The organism is Pseudescherichia vulneris (genome assembly GCF_902164725.1).
GTDB classification, from domain to species: Bacteria; Pseudomonadota; Gammaproteobacteria; order Enterobacterales; family Enterobacteriaceae; genus Pseudescherichia; species Pseudescherichia vulneris.
The window spans coordinates 3,052,346-3,073,864 of record NZ_LR607338.1 but is presented as its reverse complement, the minus strand read 5'-3'; the positions used below and the strand labels follow the sequence as shown (position 1 = coordinate 3,073,864).

Genomic DNA, 21,519 nt, shown 5'->3' with positions numbered 1-21,519 from the left:
GCCCTGAGAGGAGGAGATTAGAAGCTGAAGCTGGCGGTAGCCACAACCTGGCGATCGGCACCCCAGTAGCACGCGTAGTCGCGGTAGCAGCTGGAGACGTATTCCCGATTGAACAGGTTATTAACCTTCACGCCCACGGAGGAGCCTGCCATGCCGACGCGCGCCAGATCGTATTTCACCGTCGCATCCACCAGCGTGTAGCTGCCGACGTTGAAGGTGCCGTTGACGTTATCACCAACGGTGTAGAAGCTGGAGGTATCGCCCACGTAGCGAGCGCCCGCGCCCAGCGTCAGGCCGCTCAGCGCCGTCTCGTGGAAGGTGTAGTCCGCCCACAGAGAGGCCATGTTACGCGGCACTTCTACCGGACGTTTGCCCTGGTAGAGGGTATCGTCGGTGTACTCGGCGTCGGTGTAACTGTAGGCCGCCGTCAGGTTGATATTGCTGGTCAGGGCCGCTTTCGCTTCCAGCTCAAGGCCGCGGGAGCGGATCTCCCCGCCCTGCACGCTGAAGGCGCTATCAGACGGATCTGCCGTCAGGTTGTTGTCTTTGGTCAGCTGGAATACCGCTGCCGTGACGGTGACCGGCATATCCTTCGGCACATACTTCACGCCCGCTTCATACTGCTTGCCGCGTGACGGATCGAACGGTTTGCCCTGCTTCGTTGAACCGGCGACCGGCTCGAACGACTCGCTGTAGCTGAAGTACGGCGCAACGCCGTTATCAAACACATAGTTTACCCCACCACGCCAGGTGAACTGCTGGTCGTTGATCTCGCTCAGCGAGCCGCTGGAGCGGGTGTAGGTTGAGGTCTTCGCAAAGTCGTAGCGACCGCCGAGGGTCAGCACCCAGTGGTTCCACTCGGCCTGATCCTGCGCGTACAGGCCAGTCTGCTCCTGACGGTTAATCACCGCATAGGGGAAGTTAATGTTGACGTTAGCATTGCCGTACTGCGGCTCCACCATGTCTATCGGATTGGCCGAGCCGTAGTCCGCGTTGATGTCGTTGCGCATGCGCAGGTAATCAACACCGGTCAGCAGAGTGTGATCCACCGCGCCGGTGGCAAAGTCAGATTGCAGCTGGGTATCCACGGTGAAGGAGTTCAGATCTTCATCGGAGCGGACAAAGGCGCGGTTGATTTGCGTCGGGGCCGTAAAGCCGTTGCCGTAGACCGAGGTGTAGAGCGTGTGCAGACGGGTATAGCGCAGGTTCTGGCGCACCGTGAAGGTGTCGTCAAAGGCGTGTGCGAAGCTGTAGCCAATCTGCTGCTGGCGGCGGGACATACGGTTGTCCTGCTCGCCTTCGTTGAAATCGGTATCCAACTTGTGGGAGTTACCGTTGGCGTCGGTGTACGGCACCACGGTGCCGACGCGCGGCAACCAGCCGTAGTAGCCCGCATCCGGATCGCTCTGGAAGTTGCTCAGGAAGGTGAAATCGGTTTTGTCATCCGGACGCCAGCTAAAGGCAGGCGCGATGGCATAGCGCGTTGATTTAACCATGGTCTGCTGGGCATCTTCACTGCGGCCCAGGCCGGTGAGGCGGTAGGAGAACACGCCGTCATCGTCGATGGCATCGCTGAAGTCGAAGCCGGTCTGGTAGAGGTTATCGGTTCCCATCTGGAACTCCACCTCTTTCAGCGGCTCGGTGGTCGGACGCTTACTGACCATAGAGACGATGCCGCCGGGGTTGCTCTTGCCATAGAGCACCGAGGTCGGGCCACGCATCAGCTCAATACGCTCAAGGAAATAGGGATCCATAGAGGATTCAGAGTAGTTATCACCCTGAAGTTTTAGGCCGTCGAGATACTGATTAGTGTTTGCGCCGGTAGAGGCGCTAAAGCCACGGATAGAGATCACGTCGAGGGTTTCGGAGCTGCCGCGGGTGGCGAATACGCCCGGCGTATAGTTCAGCGCCTCTTTCACCGTAGAGGGATCTTTCATATCCATCTCTTCGCGGGTGACCACGGAGATAGACTGCGGCGTTTTCTCAATCGGCGTATCGGTTTTAGTCGCCGTCGCCGTGCGCTTGGCGGCGATGGTCGGTGCCGGGCCCCAGGCACTCTCCTGCTCAGCGGCAGCGGTGGTAACGGTGATGGTATCTTCTTTCGGGGCTGCCTGTGCGGCAAAGGAGATGCTGCCGACCGCAGTGGCAACCACCACGGCAATTTTACGCAGCGAAAGGTTGACCGGCTGAGCAGTTTCAGAACGCGCCATGGTGCTTCTCTCTGGATAATGGAATGATAACGTAAACGATAATTATTATTATGACCGCAGCATAATATGCCAGGCCCCGCGGAGATAGCAAGAGTTATGCGCCCCTACGACAATTAAGGGATTAAGGAATAACCAGACGGATAACAGGGTGTTACAGAGGGGTTAAATGAGGTTAAAACGGGAGGGTGGAAGGCCGGGCAAGCGGAGCGCCGCCCGGCGTTTTAATACGGCTTAATTGCCAAACATATCTTTGATCCAGCCTGCGACGCCGTCGCTCTTCTCCTGCTGCTGCGGCTGTTGTTGCTGCTGCTGCTGAGGCTGCTGTTGCGGCTGCGGTGACGACTGCTCAAACGGGTTACCGCTCTGCTGCTGCTGTTGCTGCTGGAGCAGCATCTCGCTCTGCTGGCACAGGGCATCCGGATTCGATGTCCATACCGGCAGCGAGCGCACTCCGCCGCCGCAGAGGAAGTTACCGCCCTCGTCCACGCCCATGTTGACGATATCCTCCGGCGGCGTCAGATCCAGCGGGATTGGCGACTGATTCGCCAGATAGCGCTGGTAGATGGCCATCGCCCCGCTAGCACCGTAGAGCTTGGTCGGCTGGTTGTTATCGCGTCCTACCCAGGTAATGGTCACCTCACGGCCATCGATCCCGGCGAACCAGGTGTCGACGTTGTTGTTGGTGGTCCCGGTTTTACCTGCCAGATGCAGGCCTGGATATTTCGCCCCCAGCTGACGGCCGGTGCCGCGCTGGATAACCTGCTGCATAGTCCACAGGGTCATGTACGCCGCCTGAGCAGGCACCGCACGCTCCGCCTGCGGGAAGCTCTGGTAGAGCACCGTCCCGTCTTCGGCAATCACCGAACGCAGCGCGGAAAGCGTCGCACGGTTACCGCCGCTGGCGATGGTCTGGAACGCCTGCGCCACCTCAACCGGAGTCAGGTTCAGCGCCCCCAGCAGCATCGCCGGAACCGGATGGAGCTGATCCTTCGGCACGCCCAGCTTGGTCCAGGTGTCGGTCACCGCTGGCAGGCCCAGCGCCATCCCGAGGTTTACCGTCGGGACGTTCATGGAGCGGGTCAACGCATCTACCAGCATTACCTGGCCGCTAAAGCGGTGGTCATCGTTCTGCGGAGACCACACCTTGCCGTTAGGCTGGGGCAGAGAGATCGGCGCATCGGCAATCCACGTGTTCAGACGATACTGGTTCGGCTGGCTCAACGCAGTGAGATAGGTGGCGGGTTTTGCCAGCGAGCCGATGGAGCGCCGCGCCTGCATGGCACGGTTGTAGCCCGCAAACTGCGGCGTCGCCCCGCCTACCATGGCGCGAACTTCGCCGCTGAAGCGGTCAACGACCACCATCGCCGTCTCCAGATCGCTCAGCTTACGCTGCTTGATCAGGGCCGGAATGCCTTCCACGGCGGCTTTCTCCGCCGCGTCCTGCGCCACCGAGTCAAAGGTGGTAAAGATCTTCACGCCGGAGAGATCCTTAACCTTATCCCCCAGCTTCGCCTGCAGCTCCTGGCGTACCATCTGCATAAACGCCGGCTGGGGAGAGATCACCCCACCGCGCTTCTGCACTCCGAGGGGCCGGGCGCTGAGCATATCGTACAGCTCCTGGTCGATGACCTTCTGCTCCTGGAGCAGGCGCAGCACCAGGTTACGCCGCTCAAGGGCCAGCTTCGGATTACGCCACGGGTTGTAGATCGAGGCCCCTTTCACCATACCCACCAGCAGCGCCTGCTGGTCAAGGCTTAGCTCCTCTACCGGACGGCCAAAGTAGTAGAGGCTCGCCAGCGGGAAGCCGCGGATTTCGTTATCGCCGCTCTGACCGAGGTAGACCTCGTTCATATACAGTTCAAGAATACGATCCTTGCTGTAGCGCGCATCGACAATCAGCGCCATATAGGCTTCGTTCGCCTTACGCCAGTAGGAGCGTTCGCTGGAGAGGAACAGGTTCTTCACCAGCTGCTGGGTCAGGGTACTCGCCCCCTGCACCGTACGTCCCGCCGTCAGGTTCGCCAGTACGGCACGCCCGATAGAGAAGAAGCTGATCCCGTCATGCTCATAGAAGTGACGGTCTTCGGTCGCCAGCAGGGTATCCACCAGCAGATCCGGGAAGCCGTTACGCGCAACGAACAGACGCTGCTCGCCGTTGGGCGAAGAGAGCATTGTGATCAGGCGCGGATCGAGACGGAAGAAACCGAACTGGCGGTTGTTCTCCATGTTCTCGATGGTATCCAGGTGGTTATCGCTGAACGTCAGCCGAGCGCGGACCTGCCCCTCTTTACTGTCGGGGAAGTCAAACGGACGACGGATCATCTCGATGCTGTTGGCCTGCACGGTAAACTCGCCGGGACGGGTCATCGCCGTCACCTTGCGGTACTGCGTGGCCTCCAGCAGCTTCACCATCTCGTTCTTGCTGATCGGCATCTCAGGTTCGAGGTTGACCATCCGGCCATACACCGCCGCCGGCAGCTGCCAGACTTTGCCGTCGATGCGGCTGCGGATCTTCTGATCGAGATAGAGACCGTAAATCGCAAACAGCACCAGCAGAACGATAAAGATCTTCAGCAGCAGCCAGAACCAGCCGCGCTTGCGCTTGCCGCCTTTTCCTTTGCCATTGCCGCTACCGCCGCCTTTACCACGGCGCGGCGCAGGTGCGTCATCTTCGTCATACGCATCGTCCATCTCTTCATCTCTGAGACGACGACGGCTTACCTTCTCTTTTACCGGACGCGCAGGTCTGCCTTTACGTCCAATAGGTTCGCGGTCATTCCCCGCCATGCTTACTCTCCGCTACATTATTTCAGGCGCAAGGGCCCGATTCTCTTTTCTTCTACCGGAGGGCAGAAGAAGAAATCTCTCAATTTCGCTTTCGCTAATCTTACGAATATTTTTTAACCCGCCTTGTCGGCGCGGTATTCGCCGGATCGTCCGGCCAGACATGCTTCGGATAACGTCCCTTCATCTCTTTTTGCACTTCACGGTAAGCACCCGCCCAGAACGCGCTGAGATCGCGCGTGATCTGTAGCGGGCGCTGCGCTGGCGACAGCAGCTCCAGCACCAGCGGCATCCGCCCTTCGGCAATAACCGGGGTGGCAGCCTCGCCAAACATCTCCTGCATCCGCACCGCCAGCACCGGCGGATTCTCCGCATGGTAGCGGATGGCAATCTGGCTTCCCGTCGGCACAGTGTAATGCCCAGGCAGCGCACTATCCAGCCGTTGACGCAGCGGCCACGGCAGTAAATGGTTGAGCGCATGGATCAAATCCAGCGCTTTCAGCGCTCGCAGGGAGTGAACGCCCTGCATATCGGGAAGTAACCATAGCTCAAGCGTGGCCAAAAGCGAGGCGTCATCCACCGCTGGCCACTCATATTCTGGCAGCCACTGCGCCGCACAGTGGAGGCGCAGGCGCAGCTGCTCCGCCGCCGGGGTCCAGTTCAGCACCTGGAGTCCCTTATCGCGAATGCCGTTCAGCATCGCCTGGTGCAGCTCCGTCTCTGACGGCTTCGCCAGCGGCCTGACGCTCACCGTCAGCTGGCCGATCTGGCTGCGGCGCAGCGCTTTAAGGGTGCCGTGGGCGTCGTCCCACTCCACGGTATCGGCGTTATGCAGTAGCCACGGCGCGGCGGTGGTAAGTGACTCAATATTGACTGACACTGCCTGTAAAATGCGCGCGTCCGGCTGCTGGCTGCCCTGTAGCAGCAGCGGCGCAATCAGCCACTCGTGGCGGCCCATGGCGTCGTCTACGTCGAGCATCGCCCCCATGCCGTTCGCCAGCTGGTAGCGCCCCTCCTGACCGCGCCGACGGGCAATGCGGTCGGCAAACCCGCGCGCCAGCAGGATGGGGATCAGATCGCTATCTTCCCTGCCCTCTGTGCTGGTGAGCCGCTTAAGCAGCTGACGGCTGCGCCGCTGCCAATGCGGCTGGCTGCGGGAGAAGGCCACCCCGAGATCGGTACTGCCGCCGCGCGGCGGCTCCTCCAGGATAGCAGCAAGCTTCGCCGCCGTTGCCGCCTCGTCACCGGTCTGGGCACTCACCAGCATAGCCGAGAGCCGTGGCGTTACGCCCAGCGTCGCCATCTTCTGCCCGCGCGCCGTCAGCCGCCGGTTTTCCAGCGCGCCGAGCTGCACTAATAGGGTCTCTGCCGCCGCCAGGTTCACCGCTGGCGGCATGTCCAGCCAGCAGAGCTGGGCCGGATCGCGACAGCCCCACTGCACCAGCTCCAGCAGCATGGCGCTGAGATCGCTTTGCAGGATCTCCGGCTCGCTCTGGGCCGCCGCCCGCTCTGCCTGCTCTTTCGCCAGCAGATGCAGACAGATCCCTGGCTCCAGCCGTCCGGCACGTCCGGCGCGCTGGGTCATCGAGGCCTGGCTCACCCGCTGGGTCACCAGCCGCGTCAGCCCGGTGCGGGCGTCGAAGCGGGCCACCCGCTCCTGGGCGCTATCGACCACCAGCCGGATCCCTTCGATGGTCAAACTGGTCTCGGCGATATTGGTAGCCAGCACCACTTTGCGCAGCCCCTCCGGCGCGGGCAGGATCGCTTTGCGCTGCTCGCTCAGGGGCAGCGCGCCGTAGAGCGGGCAGAGCAGCACGTCACTGCCGACGCGCTGGGCCAGTTGCTCCTGCACGCGCTGGATCTCACCAACGCCGGGCAAAAACAGCAGCAGCGAGCCGCGCTCGGTCCGCAGCAGCTCGGCGGTCGCCGCGGCAACGGCCTCGTCAAAGCGGACGTGGCTGGGCAGCGGCTGGTAGCGGCGATCTACCGGGTACGCCCGCCCCTCCGAGGCGATAACCGGCGCGTCCGGCAGCAGGCGCTGAAGACGGTCGTTATCCAGCGTCGCCGACATAATAAGCAGCTTGAGATCGTCGCGCAGCCCCTGCTGCACGTCCAGCAGCAGGGCCAGGGCCAGATCGGCCTCCAGGCTGCGCTCGTGGAACTCATCGAGGATCACCAGCCCAATGTCAGCCAGCTCCGGATCGCGCTGGATCATGCGGGTCAGGATCCCCTCGGTCACCACCTCCAGCCGCGTCGCTGCGCTAACGCAGGTTTCACCGCGCATCCGGTAGCCCACCGTCTCGCCTGGCTTCTCCCCTAAGAGCTCCGCGAGCCGCTGGGCAACGTTGCGCGCCGCCAGACGACGCGGCTCCAGCAGCAGAATGCGCCCGGTAATATGACCCTCGGCGAGAATTTGCAGCGGCAGCCAGGTCGATTTACCCGCGCCGGTGGGGGCGTTGAGCAGGACCTGTGGCGCATGGGCGAGCGCAGAGAGCAGTTCGGGCAGTACGGCAGCGACGGGCAGAGAGGACACGCATGGCTCCAGGGGGTTAACTTTCATTTCAACGGCGAGCATTGTAGCATCGCCGTAAATCATTACCGAGTATCGCTTATGTCTGAGCCAAAAAGGCTGTTTTTCGCCGTTGCGCTGCCCGGCGAGATCCAGCAGCAGATTATCCACTGGCGGGCGGCCCACTTTGCCCCGGAGGCCGGACGTCCTATTGAGGCGGCGAATCTTCACGTGACGCTGGCGTTTCTCGGCGAGGTCGGCGAGGAGAAGCAGCGTGCGCTGAGCCAGCTTGCCGGACGCATCCGTCAGCCCGGCTTTACCCTGACCCTGGACGATGCCGGACAGTGGCTGCGCTCGCGGGTGGTCTGGCTCGGCACGCGCCAGCCGCCGCGCGGCCTGTTGCAGCTAGCCAACCTGCTGCGCGCTCAGGCCGCCCGCAGCGGCTGCTACCAAAGCCCACAGCCGTTTCATCCTCACGTGACGCTACTGCGCAACGCCAGCCACGCGGTAGCTATTCCGCCGCCGGGGTTTAGCTGGTCCTTTCCGGTTAACGAATTTGTGCTCTATGAGTCGCAGTTTTCCCGGGGGCGCACCCGTTATGCGCCACTGGAGAGCTGGCGGCTTGCTGAATAAGAGGTTCTAATGCAGTTCTCCCCTTCGTTACGGTCTGCCACCCTGGTGCAGCGCTACAAGCGTTTTCTGGCGGATGTGATTACCCCGGACGGCACGGCCCTGACGCTGCACTGTCCTAATACCGGGGCAATGACCGGCTGCGCCACGCCCGGCGACACCGTCTGGTACTCCACTTCCGACAGCGCAACGCGTAAGTATCCGCACACCTGGGAGATCACCCAGACGCAAAATGGCACGTTTATTTGCGTCAACACATTGCGGGCCAACACGCTGGCTAAAGAGGCGATTCTTTCCGGCGTCATCCCTGAGCTGCAGGGCTATAGCGTGCTGAAAAGTGAAGTAAAATACGGCTCCGAAAATAGCAGAATAGACCTTATGTTGCAGGCGGAGGCACGCCGCAACTGCTATATTGAAGTGAAATCGGTCACGCTTGCCGACAAGGGATACGGCTATTTTCCCGATGCAGTGACTCTTCGCGGGCAGAAGCATCTGCGGGAGTTAATGAGTGTGGCGGCCAGTGGGGATCGGGCGGTGATGCTGTTTACCGTACTGCACTCCGCCATTGAACGTTTCTCACCGGCGCGTCATATTGATGCAAAATACGCACAGCTTTTAGAAGAAGCGCAGCGGCAGGGGGTAGAAATTCTGATTTACAAAGCGGAACTTTCTGCCGAAGAAATAAGTCTTAGATCGCCTTTACCTTATGAAAGCTAAGGATCGGCGACCAGCCAGATAGCATTCTGGTCTACGTGCGCAAATACGCTTTTCCTCACAGGGTTGTCAAGTGTTACGTTTAGATAATTGCTATCCGGAAAAGCATCTGCTATTTATAGCGGCCTGATTTTTCCCCCGAACACGGGGATCGATAGTGCGTGTTAAGGAGAAGCAACATGCAAGAAGGGCAAAACCGTAAAACATCGTCCCTGAGTATTCTCGCCATTGCTGGCGTGGAGCCGTATCAGGAGAAGCCGGGCGAAGAGTATATGAACGAAGCCCAGCTGGCGCACTTCAAGCGTATTCTTGAAGCGTGGCGTAATCAACTCAGGGATGAAGTCGATCGCACCGTCACCCATATGCAGGATGAAGCTGCTAACTTCCCGGATCCGGTTGACAGAGCCGCCCAGGAAGAGGAGTTCAGCCTCGAACTGCGTAACCGTGACCGCGAGCGTAAACTGATTAAAAAGATCGAGAAGACGCTGAAGAAAGTAGAAGACGAAGATTTTGGCTTCTGCGAATCCTGCGGTGTTGAGATTGGCATTCGTCGTCTGGAAGCACGTCCGACAGCCGACCTGTGCATTGACTGCAAAACACTGGCTGAAATCCGCGAAAAACAGATGGCGGGCTAAGCCCGGCGTTTTCGCACCGTTCTCTGTGGCGGGAGTCTCTCCCGCCCTGTTATCTCTTACCTGCCGACATGCCAGAATCACACTATATTGGGCGCTTTGCGCCATCGCCCTCCGGTGAACTCCATTTTGGTTCGCTGATAGCCGCCCTTGGCAGCTATTTACAGGCCCGTGCCCAGCGCGGGACGTGGCGGGTACGCATTGAGGATATCGATCCGCCCAGGGAAGTACCCGGTGCGGCCGACACTATTCTGCGCCAGCTCGATCGCTACGGTCTGCACTGGGATGGCGAGGTGCTCTGGCAGTCCCAGCGGCATGAAGCCTACCGCGAGGCGCTAAATAATTTGCGCCAGCGCGGGCTGAGCTACTACTGCACCTGCACACGGGCGCGTATTCAGCGCATCGGCGGGGTGTATGACGGCCACTGTCGCCTGCGCGATAACGGCCCCGAGAACGCCGCGCTGCGTCTGTGGCAGCATCAGCCGGTGCTGTACTTTCACGACCGGCTGCGCGGCGACCTCTACGCTGATGAGGCCCTGGCGCGCGAGGATTTTATTATCCACCGCCGGGATGGCCTGTTTGCCTATAACCTGGCCGTCGTTGTAGATGATAACTTTCAGGGCGTGACGGAGATCGTGCGCGGCGCGGATCTGATTGCCCCCACGGTGCGGCAGATTTCGCTCTACCAACAGCTTGGCTGGCCGCCGCCTGACTACATTCACCTGCCGCTGGCGATGAACAGCGACGGCAACAAGCTCTCCAAGCAGAATCATGCCCCACCGCTGCCGGAAGGCGATCCGCGGCCGACGCTGATCCATGCTTTACAATTTCTCAATCAGGATGTAACAAGTAACTGGCAGGATTTGCCCACCGGGGCCCTGCTGGCGCGTGCGGTAGAGAAGTGGGATCTGTCACGGGTTCCTGAGACAGCGCAGATCAATCCGGCATTCCTAAATGCCCCACTCTGAGCTATGATTAGCCGCAATTTTTTTGTCGTTAAGACTGATACAACCGAGGTGCACTATTTTTACCCGAGTCGCTAATTTTTGCCGCAAGGTGTTAAGCCGCGAGGAAAGCATGGCCGAGGAGGTCATCGCCCAGCCGCGAATGACGGTTATTCCGCGCGAGCAGCACACAATCTCCCGCAAAGATATCAGTGAAAATGCCCTCAAGGTGCTGTACCGTCTGAACAAAGCGGGCTATGAAGCCTACCTTGTAGGCGGCGGCGTCCGCGATCTGCTGCTAGGCAAAAAACCGAAAGATTTTGACGTCACGACTAACGCTACGCCGGATCAGGTGCGCAAGCTGTTCCGCAACTGCCGCCTGGTGGGCCGTCGTTTCCGTCTGGCACACGTGATGTTTGGTCCAGAGATCATCGAGGTGGCCACCTTCCGTGGACATCACGAAGATCAGCCTGCCGACCGCACCACCTCCCAGCGCGGCCAGAACGGCATGCTGCTGCGTGACAACATCTTTGGTTCGATTGAAGACGACGCCCAGCGCCGCGACTTCACCATCAACAGCCTCTACTACAGCGTCGCCGATTTTTCCGTGCGCGACTACGTCGGCGGGATGCAGGATCTTGAAGAGGGTGTTATCCGCCTGATCGGTAACCCGGAGACCCGCTATCGGGAAGATCCGGTGCGGATGCTGCGCGCGGTGCGCTTTGCCGCCAAGCTGCATATGCGCATCAGCCCGGAGACCGCCGAGCCGATCGCCCGTCTCGCGACGCTGATCAACGACGTGCCGCCGGCGCGCCTGTTTGAAGAGTCGCTGAAGCTGCTGCAGGCAGGCAACGGTTTTGACACCTATCAGCTGCTGCGCGAATACAGCCTGTTCCAGCCCCTGTTCCCAACCATCACGCGCTTCTTCACCGAGAAGGGCGATTCGTCGATGGAGCGGATCATCAACCTGGTGCTGAAGAACACCGATACCCGCATTCAGAACGATATGCGCGTCAATCCGGCGTTCCTGTTTGCCGCTATGCTCTGGTATCCGCAGCTGGAGACCGCGCAGAAGATCGCCCAGGAGAGCGGCCTGACCTATCACGACGCCTTCGCGCTGGCGATGAACGACGTGCTGGATGAAGCCTGCCGTACGCTGGCTATCCCGAAACGGATCACCACCCTAGTACGCGATATCTGGCAGCTGCAGCTGCGTATGTCCCGCCGTCAGGGTAAACGCGCCTGGAAGCTGATGGAGCATCCGAAATTCCGCGCCGCCTACGATCTGCTCGCCCTGCGAGCCGAGATCGAGGGCAACCACGAACTGCAACGTCTGGTGCAGTGGTGGGGCGAGTTTCAGGTGGCCGCACCGCCCGCGCAGAAAGGCATGCTTGACGTGCTGGACGACGAGCCCGAGACCCGCCGTCGCCATCGCCGCCCGCGTAAGCGCGCCCCGCGTCGCGAAGGCAGTGCATGACGCGGGTCTATATCGCCCTTGGCAGTAACCTGGCGTCGCCTCTGACCCAGGTTAATGCGGCAATCGCGGCGCTGGGAAACATCCCCGATAGCCGGATTGTCGCCGTTTCCGGCCTCTACCGCACGCCGCCGCTGGGTCCGCAGGATCAGCCTGACTATCTTAACGCCGCCGTGGCGCTGGAGACCTCGCTGGCACCTGAAGCTCTGCTGGATCACACCCAGCGTATCGAGCTAGACCAGGGCCGGGTGCGTAAAGCAGAGCGCTGGGGGCCGCGCACGCTGGATCTCGACATCATGCTGTTCGGCAATGAGACCCTCGCCACCCCACGTCTGACCGTGCCCCACTACGATATGAAAAACCGTGGTTTTATGCTCTGGCCGCTGTTTGAGATCGCGCCCGAACTGCATTTCCCCGACGGCGAGACGCTTGCCAGCGTGCTTGCGCACCTCGGTGCAGCCAAACCGGCACGCTGGTAAGACCACTCCTCCCCGTAAACCTGCTGAAAATCATTGTCCGCCCTGACGTTACTGATAAAATGCCGGAAAGTTGAAGGCTCCATCAGGAAACATTATGAAACCAACCACCCTCTCCTGGCTGCAAAAGTGCAAACAGGAACAGAAACGCTTTGCCACCATCACCGCGTATGACTACAGCTTCGCCAAGCTTTTTGCCGAAGAGGGCATTAACGTCATGCTGGTCGGCGACTCGTTAGGGATGACGGTACAAGGTCATGACTCTACCCTGCCGGTAACGGTCGCGGATATCGCCTACCATACCCAGAGCGTACGCCGCGGCGCACCAAACTGCCTGCTGCTCGCCGACCTGCCCTTTATGGCCTACGCCACCCCTGAACAGGCCTTTGCCAACGCCGCCACGGTGATGCGCGCCGGGGCCAACATGGTTAAAATCGAAGGCGGCCGCTGGCTGGCCGAGACGGTTAACATGCTCACCGAGCGCGCCGTGCCGGTGTGCGGCCACCTGGGGTTAACCCCGCAGTCGGTAAACGTCTTCGGCGGCTACAAGGTACAGGGACGCGGCGACGCGGCCCAGACGCTGTTTGATGACGCCCTGGCGTTAGAGGCGGCTGGCGCACAGCTGCTGGTCCTGGAGTGCGTGCCGGTTGCGCTGGCAAAACGTATTACCGAGGCGCTGACTATTCCGGTGATCGGCATCGGCGCAGGCAACGTGACCGACGGCCAGATCCTGGTGATGCACGATGCGTTCGGCATCACCGGCGGGCATATTCCTAAATTTGCCAAGAATTTCCTGGCCGGCACGGGCGACATGCGCGCCGCCGTGCGCCAGTACGTGAGCGAAGTCGAAGCGGGGACCTACCCCGGCGAAGAGCACAGTTTTCACTAAGGAGCCTACGCGTGTTGATTATTGAAACCCTGCCGCTGCTGCGCCAGCACATCCGCCGACTGCGCCGTGAGGGCCAGCGCGTTGCGCTGGTGCCGACCATGGGCAACCTGCACGATGGTCATATGCAGCTGGTTGACGAAGCGAAAACCCACGCTGATGTGGTGGTGGTGAGCATCTTTGTTAATCCCATGCAGTTTGATCGCCCTGACGATCTGCAGCGCTACCCGCGCACCCTGCAGGAAGATTGCGAGAAGCTGAACAAGCGTAAGGTAGATTTTGTCTTCGCCCCTGCCGCCGATCAGGTTTACCCCCAGGGTACCGGAGAGCAGACCTACGTTGACGTTCCTGGCCTCTCTACCATGCTGGAAGGTGCAAGCCGTCCGGGTCATTTCCGTGGCGTAGCGACCATCGTCAGCAAGCTGTTTAACCTGGTCCAGCCGGACGTCGCCTGCTTTGGTGAGAAAGACTTCCAGCAGCTGGCGGTGATCCGCAAGATGGTGGCCGACATGGGCTACGACATCGACATCGTTGGCGTGCCGACGGTGCGTGCCAAAGACGGTCTGGCCCTCAGCTCGCGCAACGGCTACCTCACGGCGGAGCAGCGTAAGATTGCCCCGGCGCTGAGCAAAGAGATGAACGCCCTGGCAGCGAAGCTGCGGGCAGGCGAACGCCCGCTGGAAGAGATGATTGCCGAGGCCGGACAGGCGCTGGATGAAGCCGGTTTTCGTACCGATGAGATCCAGATCCGCGATGCCGACACGCTGCTGGCGCTGACCGATGCCAGCCAGCGGGCGGTGATCCTGATGGCGGCATGGCTTGGCCAGGCGCGCCTCATCGACAACGTGACGGTAGAGCTGACCCCGCCGCCAGCGGGTTGATGCTCTGACATTTTACTCCCGGCGGCGCAGGCGGCCGGGCCAACACAAGCACAAAGGTAGACGTTATGATCCGCACTATGCTGCAAGGCAAGCTCCACCGCGTCAAAGTGACTCAGGCAGACCTGCACTATGAAGGCTCCTGCGCTATTGACCAGGATTTCCTTGAGGCGGCTGGTATTCTGGAATACGAAGCCATCGATATTTACAACGTGACCAACGGCAAGCGCTTCTCCACCTATGCGATTGCCGGCGAGCGCGGCTCGAAAATCATCTCGGTCAACGGCGCGGCGGCCCACTGTGCCGACGTGGGCGACATCCTGATCATCGCCACCTACGTGACGATGCCGGACGAGCAGGCCCGCAGCTGGCAGCCGAAGGTGGCCTACTTCGACGGCGACAACGAGATGACCCGCAAAGCGAAAGCAGTGCCGGTTCAGGTTGCCTAATCGCTACGGCTGGTTGCCGACCAGCCGTGCCATCTCATCTAACGAGTCCGTTCTTAAGATATAGAGTCGTTTCAGTAAGAACGGATTATCCCCCGGCTTCACCTTCCCCTTCACCGTTGTCACCGCCATATGAAAACCGGCATCCCGCGCCGCCTCGATTGCTTTCTCGTTATAGCCGCCAAAGGGATACGAGAGATAATCCACGTGCGGATTAAACTGCGACAGCGCCCGGCGCGAGTGGGCAAAATCGAACTCAATGATGTGGTAGCTGCGGCTGAGCAGAATGGGATGACGCGTGGCGTCCACCCGATGCAGAAAGTGGGTATGCGACTGGATATCAAACACGTCCTGAATACCGCGGAGCTCGGAGATGCTCATAAACTGTAACGATGTCGGGTCCCACCGTTGCGGATAGGCTTTAATGCGCGACGAGATAATAAACGACGTCGCCTTAAAGCCGTACTGCTTGAGGATCGGCCAGGCATAGCGGCTGATCGACTTCAGCCCATCGTCAAAGGTAATAACCACTGCGCGGGCCGGAAGGTTGAGCCGGTTCTTCAGGTAGCCCTCCAGCTGATACATCGTCAGGGTGGTATAGCCCCGATCCCGCAGCCAGGTCATCTGGTTGCTGAAGGCGCGAACCGACGTGGTGGTTGAGGTGTGGCGAAAGCGGGTGTTCTCTTCATCGCGCAGAATGTGGTGGTAGGTGAGCACCGGGATGCCGTGATCCTCCTGCGCATCCAGGCTGCTGATATAGGCCAGCCGGTCGCCGATGCGGATCTGGAACCAGGTCTGATTCAACCCATCGCGCAGCTTGCCGACGATGGGGTAGCGCAGGTTCTCTGCCAGCATGCCGAAAGGCGCGCTTCTGACGTTAGGCCCGCTGTAGAGCGGGGTCGCTTTCCAGGTTATCAGGTTCTGATTGCTGAGAGGCTTGTTGAGATCCCCCAGCCGGTCCTGCACCCGTTTTTTACCGCGCACCGGCTCCAGATGGCCTTTGTCGATAAAAGCCCGGCCAAAGCCGAAGCGAAAGGCGCTGTAGTCCCCTTCCCCATTCATCACCGCAATAATCTGCCCCGCCTGCACATAGCCGACGTTGATCACCCGGTCGCCAATCTGCGCCCAGACGGCAGCGGCCTCGGTGGTCTGCATATAGCGAGCCGGGGAGTCCTGCTCCAACAGGCGGGCAGAGGCGGCGCTGCTCCATACCAGGAGCAGCGCCAGAAGTAGACGTATGAACATGGGGGATTAGCTACGCAGGCCACGCCCACGCTGGATCAGATACCAGCACAGCAGGTAGAACGCGACGATAAATACCGCCAGCACGCCGACGGTCATTACCAGCGGCACGTCGCTAATCCCCAGGAAGCCGAAGCGGAAACCGCTGATCATATAGACGATCGGGTTAAGGTGCGACAGCCCCTGCCAGAACGGCGGCAGGAGGGTCAGGGAGTAGAACACTCCGCCGAGATAGGTGAGCGGCGTCAGCACGAAAGTCGGGATCAGGCTGATATCGTCAAAGGTTTTGGCAAATACCGCGTTCAGCAGGCCCGCCAGCGAGAAGAGCACCGCCGTCAGCAGCAGCGTCAGGCCGACAAACAGCCATGAATGCACCTGGAAAGGTACGAAGAAGAGCGACACCGCCGTGACCAGCACACCGACGCACAGCCCGCGCGCCACACCGCCACCGACGTAGCCAGCAATGATCACGTGGGTAGGCACCGGAGCCACCAGCAGCTCCTCAATGTTACGCTGGAACTTGGCGCTGAAGAACGACGAGGCGACGTTGGCGTAGGCGTTGGTGATGACCGCCATCATGATCAGGCCAGGAACGATAAACTGCATGTAGGTGAAGCCATGCATCTCACCAATACGCGACCCGATCAGGTTGCCGAAGATGATGAAATAGAGGGTCATGGTGATCACTGGCGGAACCAGGGTCTGGATCCAGATGCGCATAAAGCGCTGGATCTCTTTGTGCCAGATACTTTTTAGCGCGACCCAGTAGAGCTGCATCATGCGTGGTCTCCTTTTTTATTGTGTACCAGCGTGACAAACAGCTCTTCTAAACGGTTGGCTTTGTTACGCATGCTTAATACCTGAACGCCCTGAGCGCTCAGCTGACTGAAAACGCTGTTGATCCCCTGCTCACGCAGCACCTCGACCTCAAGGGTTGAAGTATCCACCAGCCGGTACTGGTAGCCTTCCAGCGTCGGCAGCGGACTTTTCGCGGCCAGGTCGAGGATAAAGGTCTCCGATTTCAGCTTGGCCAGCAGCGACTTCATGGAGGTGTTCTCCACCAGCTCGCCGTGCTGGATAATGCCGATATTACGGCAGAGCATCTCCGCCTCTTCCAGATAGTGGGTGGTGAGAATAATGGTCGTGCCCTGGGCGTTCAAATCTTTCAGGAAGCCCCACATGGAGCGGCGCAGCTCGATGTCCACCCCGGCGGTTGGCTCGTCGAGGATCAGCAACTTTGGCTCATGCATCAGCGCCCGGGCGATCATCAGTCGACGTTTCATCCCGCCGGAGAGCATCCGCGCCTTTTCGTTACGTTTTTCCCACAGATCGAGCTGCTTCAGGTACTTTTCGCTACGGATCAGTGCTTCCTGGCGCTCAACGCCATAGTAGCCCGCCTGGTTGACGACAATCTGCTGCACCGTCTCAAAGGGGTTAAAGTTAAACTCCTGCGGCACCAGGCCAAGCTGACGTTTGGCGTTTACCACGTCCTTCTGCAGGTCATAGCCAAAGACGCTCACCCGCCCCGAGGTTTTATTTACTAGCGAACTGACGATGCCGATAGTGGTCGATTTACCCGCACCGTTGGGTCCCAGAAGCGCGTAGAAGTCACCCGCTTCTACTTTTAAATCAATGCCGCGCAGCGCCTGCACGCCACCCGGATAGGTTTTTTTAAGCTGCTCAAGCTCCAGTGCAATGGTCATGTCGTTTCGCTTACCTTTTTTCTGACACTCTATGTGTGGTTTAAAATTAAATGGAGTTGACCTATATTAGCTCAACGCATTTACTTGGTTACAGGTCGTTAACCGTCATGAAAGATATAGATACACTCATCAGTAACAATGCACTATGGTCAAAAATGCTGGTGGAAGAGGATCCCGGATTTTTCGAGACCCTGTCAAAAGCCCAGAAACCGCGTTTCCTGTGGATTGGCTGCTCTGACAGCCGCGTTCCCGCCGAGCGTTTGACCGGCCTTGAGCCGGGCGAGCTGTTCGTTCACCGTAACGTCGCCAACCTGGTTATCCACACCGATCTGAACTGCCTGTCGGTGGTGCAGTACGCGGTGGACGTGCTGGAAGTTGAGCACATCATCATCTGCGGCCACTACGGCTGCGGCGGCGTGCAGGCGGCGGTTGAGAACCCTGAGCTGGGGCTGATCAACAACTGGCTGCTGCACATCCGTGACATCTGGCTCAAGCACAACGCGCTGCTGAGCGAAATGCCGGAAGAGCGTCGCCTCGATACCCTGTGCGAGCTGAACGTGATGGAGCAGGTCTATAACCTGGGCCACTCAACGATTATGCAGTCGGCGTGGAAACGCGGGCAGAATGTCACTATCCACGGCTGGGCCTACGGTATTCACGACGGCCTGCTGCGCGATCTCGACGTCACCGCCACCAGCCGCGATACCCTTGAACAGGGCTATCGCAAGGGCGTGTCCAATATCGGCCAGAAGCATATTAACCACAAATAAGCGTGCCCTGGCGGCACGCGTTTGTCAGGCCCGGTAAAGCGTAATCGCTACCGGGCTTTTTTATGCTTGCTCTTCCAGCGGCACCACTTTGCCTACGTAAGGCAGATGACGATAGCGCTGGGCATAGTCGATGCCGTAACCCACGACAAACTCATCCGGGATCGAGAAGCCAACAAACTCTACCGGCACCTCAACTTCCCGGCGCGACGGTTTATCCAGCAGGGTACAGATCGCCAGCGACTTGGGCTCGCGCAGGCTGAGGATCTCACGCACTTTAGAGAGCGTATTTCCCGAGTCGATAATATCTTCGACGATCAGCACGTCTTTGCCGCGAATGTCTTCGTCCAGATCCTTGAGGATTTTTACGTCACGGGTGGTGGACATACCGCTGCCGTAGCTGGAGGCGGTCATGAAATCGACCTCATGCGGCACCTGCACTTCGCGGCACAGATCGGCCATAAACATAAACGAGCCGCGCAGCAGGCCCACCAGCACCATCTCGCTGCCGCTCTCCTGATAGCGTTCGGTGATTTGACGACCCAGTTCACTAATACGCGCTTTGATCTCCGCTTCCGGGATCATCACTTCAACAGTATGTTTCATATGCTAACCGTTTGATTTTTTAACCACTCACTCGATGCGGATAGCGTCTATTCCGGCATCAATTCATTAGCGCGCCAGTATACCAGCAAATGCTTTTATTCGGGCATTGAGTTAAGAAAAGCCAAATTTGTGATGACGGTCACACTTGTTAAATCCTATAATTAATTGCTATCAAAATATTAAACATGAAGAGTCTCTTTCTATGGCAGAAACAAAAGCTCGGACGTCGCGCGTGCTCGTGACGTTAACAGCCCTGTTCGCAGCACTATGCGGGCTATTCCTTCTGATCGGTGGGGTCTGGCTGGTCGCCGTTGGCGGCTCCTGGTACTACCCCGTTGCCGGTCTTATCATGCTCGGCGTCGCCTGGCTGCTGTGGCGCAGCAAGCGTGTAGCGCTCTGGCTCTATGCTGCGCTCCTGCTCGGCACCATGATCTGGGGCGTCTGGGAAGTCGGCTTCGACTTCTGGGCGCTCACCCCGCGCAGCGACATCCTCGTCTTCTTTGGTATCTGGCTGGTGCTGCCGTTTGTCTGGCGTCGCCTGATCGTACCTGCCAACGGTGCGGTCGCCGCTCTGCTGGTGGCGCTGGTGATCGCTGGCGGGATGCTGACCTGGGCAGGCTTTAACGATCCGCAGGAGATTAACGGCACGCTGAGCGCTGATGCGACGCCTGCTGCACCGATCTCTCAGGTCGCAGATGCCGACTGGCCGGCCTATGGTCGTAACCAGGAGGGTCAGCGCTACTCTCCACTGAAGCAGATCAACGCCGACAACGTGCACAAGCTGAAAGAGGCCTGGGTATTCCGTACCGGCGATCTGAAGCTGCCAACCGATCCGGGTGAGATCACCAATGAAGTCACGCCGATTAAGGTTGGCGACACCCTGTTCCTCTGCACCGCGCACCAGCGTCTGTTTGCTCTGGATGCCGCAACCGGTAAAGAGAAGTGGCACTTCGATCCGCAGCTGAACACCAATCCGTCGTTCCAGCACGTGACCTGCCGTGGCGTCTCCTATCATGAGGCGAACGCCAACAATGCCAGCCCGGACGTTGTAGCTAACTGCCCGCGCCGCATCATTCTGCCGGTAAACGATGGTCGTCTGTTCGCCGTCAACGCCGACAACGGCAAGCTGTGCGAATCCTTTGCTAACAAAGGTATTCTGAACCTGCAAACCAACATGCCGGTCACCACCCCAGGCATGTACGAGCCGACCTCACCGCCGATCGTTACCGATAAGGTGATTGTCATTGCCGGTGCGGTAACCGATAACTACTCTACCCGTGAGCCGTCTGGCGTTATTCGCGGCTTCGATATCAATACCGGTGCCCTGCTGTGGGCCTTCGATCCGGGCGCGAAAGATCCGAACGCTATTCCATCGGACGAGCATCACTTTACGCCGAACTCTCCGAACTCCTGGGCACCGGCGGCCTATGATGCCAAGCTGGATCTGGTCTACCTGCCTATGGGCGTCACCACGCCAGACATCTGGGGCGGTAACCGTACGCCGGAGCAGGAGCGTTATGCCAGCTCTATCGTGGCCCTGAACGCCACCACCGGTAAACTGGCGTGGAGCTATCAGACCGTACACCACGATCTGTGGGATATGGATATGCCGTCCCAGCCGACGCTGGCAGATATTACCGTTAAGGGTCAAACCGTACCGGTAATCTATGCCCCGGCGAAAACCGGTAACATCTTCGTGCTGGATCGCCGTAACGGTCAGCTGGTTGTTCCAGCGCCAGAGAAGCCGGTTCCGCAGGGTGCGGCCAAAGGCGACTACGTAACCAAAACCCAGCCGTTCTCTGACCTGAGCTTCCGTCCGAAGAAAGATCTGAGCGGGGCAGACATGTGGGGTGCCACTATGTTTGACCAGCTGGTATGCCGCGTGATCTTCCAGAACCTGCGCTACGAGGGCATCTTCACGCCGCCATCTGAGCAGGGTACGCTGGTGTTCCCGGGTAACCTGGGGATGTTCGAGTGGGGCGGTATCTCTGTCGATCCGCACCGTCAGGTGGCGATTGCCAACCCGATGGCGCTGCCGTTTGTCTCTAAGCTGATGCCGCGTGGTCCGGGTAATCCGATGGAAGAGCCGGAAAATGGCCAAGGTACCGGCTCTGAGTCAGGTATTCAGCCGCAGTACGGCGTGCCGTACGGTGTCACCCTGAACCCGTTCCTGTCACCGATTGGCCTGCCGTGTAAACAGCCTGCCTGGGGTTACATCTCCGCGCTGGATCTGAAAACCAATGAAGTGGTGTGGAAAAAACGTATCGGTACGCCGCAGGATAGCCTGCCGTTCCCGATGCCGATCCCATTACCGTTTACCACTGGTATGCCAATGCTGGGCGGCCCGATCTCTACCGCCGGTAACGTGCTGTTCATCGCGGCGACCGCAGATAACTACCTGCGCGCCTACAACATGAGCAACGGTGAGAAGCTGTGGCAGGGACGTCTGCCAGCGGGTGGTCAGGCAACGCCGATGACCTATGAAGTGAATGGCAAGCAGTACGTTGTCATCTCTGCGGGTGGTCACGGTTCGTTTGGTACCAAGATGGGCGACTATATCGTTGCCTACGCACTGCCTGACGACGAGAAGTAATAGCGTTAACGCCCGGTGGCGCTAT

At 59.5% G+C, this 21,519-nt stretch carries 18 protein-coding genes; 11 read left to right on the top strand and 7 right to left on the bottom strand.

Features of this window, described 5'->3' with window-relative positions; genetic code table 11:
* Positions 1-17: 17 nt before the first annotated feature.
* The 3 genes from fhuA to hrpB all read right to left on the bottom strand — a co-directional run bounded on the left by fhuA (position 18) and on the right by hrpB (position 7,527).
* Entirely contained in the window at positions 18-2,210 is a 2,193-nt protein-coding gene (gene fhuA, locus FN633_RS12730) for a ferrichrome porin FhuA (protein WP_154057951.1), read from the bottom strand.
* A 231-nt stretch (positions 2,211-2,441) separates the two neighbouring features.
* Positions 2,442-4,997 (bottom strand): bifunctional glycosyl transferase/transpeptidase, encoded by a 2,556-nt coding sequence (mrcB, locus tag FN633_RS12725; RefSeq protein WP_154057950.1) that lies wholly within the window; start codon positions 4,995-4,997, stop codon positions 2,442-2,444.
* Positions 4,998-5,097: 100 nt separating this feature from the next.
* Entirely contained in the window at positions 5,098-7,527 is a 2,430-nt protein-coding gene (gene hrpB, locus FN633_RS12720; protein ID WP_154057949.1) for an ATP-dependent helicase HrpB, read from the bottom strand.
* Positions 7,528-7,605: 78 nt separating this feature from the next.
* Here hrpB and thpR point away from each other — a divergent pair, with 78 nt between their 5' ends.
* The 9 genes from thpR to panD all read left to right on the top strand — a co-directional run bounded on the left by thpR (position 7,606) and on the right by panD (position 14,586).
* Entirely contained in the window at positions 7,606-8,136 is a 531-nt protein-coding gene (gene thpR / locus FN633_RS12715; protein WP_154057948.1) for an RNA 2',3'-cyclic phosphodiesterase, read from the top strand.
* 9 nt (positions 8,137-8,145) lie between these two features.
* A complete protein-coding gene (gene sfsA, locus FN633_RS12710; RefSeq protein ID WP_154057947.1) occupies positions 8,146-8,850 on the top strand; it encodes a DNA/RNA nuclease SfsA in 705 nt (234 codons plus the stop codon).
* 176 nt (positions 8,851-9,026) lie between these two features.
* A complete protein-coding gene (gene dksA / locus FN633_RS12705) occupies positions 9,027-9,482 on the top strand; it encodes an RNA polymerase-binding protein DksA (RefSeq protein WP_007373199.1) in 456 nt (151 codons plus the stop codon).
* 68 nt (positions 9,483-9,550) lie between these two features.
* Positions 9,551-10,447 carry a tRNA glutamyl-Q(34) synthetase GluQRS gene (gene gluQRS, locus FN633_RS12700; RefSeq protein WP_154057946.1) on the top strand — a complete coding sequence of 299 codons (897 nt, stop codon included), beginning with the start codon at positions 9,551-9,553 and terminating at the stop codon, positions 10,445-10,447.
* A 55-nt stretch (positions 10,448-10,502) separates the two neighbouring features.
* Entirely contained in the window at positions 10,503-11,900 is a 1,398-nt protein-coding gene (gene pcnB, locus FN633_RS12695) for a polynucleotide adenylyltransferase PcnB (RefSeq protein WP_208674214.1), read from the top strand.
* On the top strand, positions 11,897-12,376 hold the full coding sequence (gene folK, locus FN633_RS12690) for a 2-amino-4-hydroxy-6-hydroxymethyldihydropteridine diphosphokinase (protein ID WP_154057945.1): 480 nt from the start codon (positions 11,897-11,899) through the stop codon (positions 12,374-12,376). The genes pcnB and folK overlap by 4 nt, the downstream gene beginning before the upstream one ends.
* Before the next feature lie 94 nt (positions 12,377-12,470).
* Positions 12,471-13,262 carry a 3-methyl-2-oxobutanoate hydroxymethyltransferase gene (gene panB, locus FN633_RS12685; protein ID WP_042390568.1) on the top strand — a complete coding sequence of 264 codons (792 nt, stop codon included), beginning with the start codon at positions 12,471-12,473 and terminating at the stop codon, positions 13,260-13,262.
* A gap of 11 nt (positions 13,263-13,273) precedes the next feature.
* The gene (panC, locus tag FN633_RS12680; RefSeq protein ID WP_154057944.1) at positions 13,274-14,140 is read left to right on the top strand and encodes a pantoate--beta-alanine ligase; all 867 of its coding nucleotides are present in this window, start codon (positions 13,274-13,276) and stop codon (positions 14,138-14,140) included.
* Between the two features lie 65 nt (positions 14,141-14,205).
* Positions 14,206-14,586, top strand: a complete 381-nt coding sequence (panD, locus tag FN633_RS12675; RefSeq protein WP_042390564.1) for an aspartate 1-decarboxylase — start codon at positions 14,206-14,208, stop codon at positions 14,584-14,586.
* 3 nt (positions 14,587-14,589) lie between these two features.
* Here the strand turns inward: panD and FN633_RS12670 are convergent, their stop codons facing one another.
* From FN633_RS12670 to FN633_RS12660, 3 genes are read right to left on the bottom strand one after another with little or no spacing between them, the layout of a single operon-like run.
* Positions 14,590-15,828, bottom strand: coding sequence for a polysaccharide deacetylase family protein (locus tag FN633_RS12670; protein WP_154057943.1), 1,239 nt, complete (start codon positions 15,826-15,828; stop codon positions 14,590-14,592).
* A gap of 6 nt (positions 15,829-15,834) precedes the next feature.
* Positions 15,835-16,605, bottom strand: a complete 771-nt coding sequence (locus tag FN633_RS12665; protein WP_154057942.1) for an ABC transporter permease — start codon at positions 16,603-16,605, stop codon at positions 15,835-15,837.
* Complete coding sequence (locus FN633_RS12660) at positions 16,602-17,528, bottom strand: ABC transporter ATP-binding protein (RefSeq protein ID WP_154057941.1); 927 nt, start codon at positions 17,526-17,528, stop codon at positions 16,602-16,604. Before FN633_RS12660 ends, FN633_RS12665 begins: the two co-directional genes overlap by 4 nt.
* 107 nt (positions 17,529-17,635) lie before the next feature.
* Here FN633_RS12660 and can point away from each other — a divergent pair, with 107 nt between their 5' ends.
* A complete protein-coding gene (can, locus tag FN633_RS12655; RefSeq protein WP_042390559.1) occupies positions 17,636-18,298 on the top strand; it encodes a carbonate dehydratase in 663 nt (220 codons plus the stop codon).
* Between the two features lie 60 nt (positions 18,299-18,358).
* Here can and hpt read toward each other — a convergent pair whose 3' ends face one another.
* Positions 18,359-18,901 carry a hypoxanthine phosphoribosyltransferase gene (gene hpt, locus FN633_RS12650; protein ID WP_042390558.1) on the bottom strand — a complete coding sequence of 181 codons (543 nt, stop codon included), beginning with the start codon at positions 18,899-18,901 and terminating at the stop codon, positions 18,359-18,361.
* Positions 18,902-19,103: 202 nt separating this feature from the next.
* On the opposite strand from hpt, the gene FN633_RS12645 reads away from it, so the two are divergent.
* Entirely contained in the window at positions 19,104-21,494 is a 2,391-nt protein-coding gene (locus tag FN633_RS12645) for a glucose/quinate/shikimate family membrane-bound PQQ-dependent dehydrogenase (protein ID WP_154057940.1), read from the top strand.
* Positions 21,495-21,519: the final 25 nt, after the last annotated feature.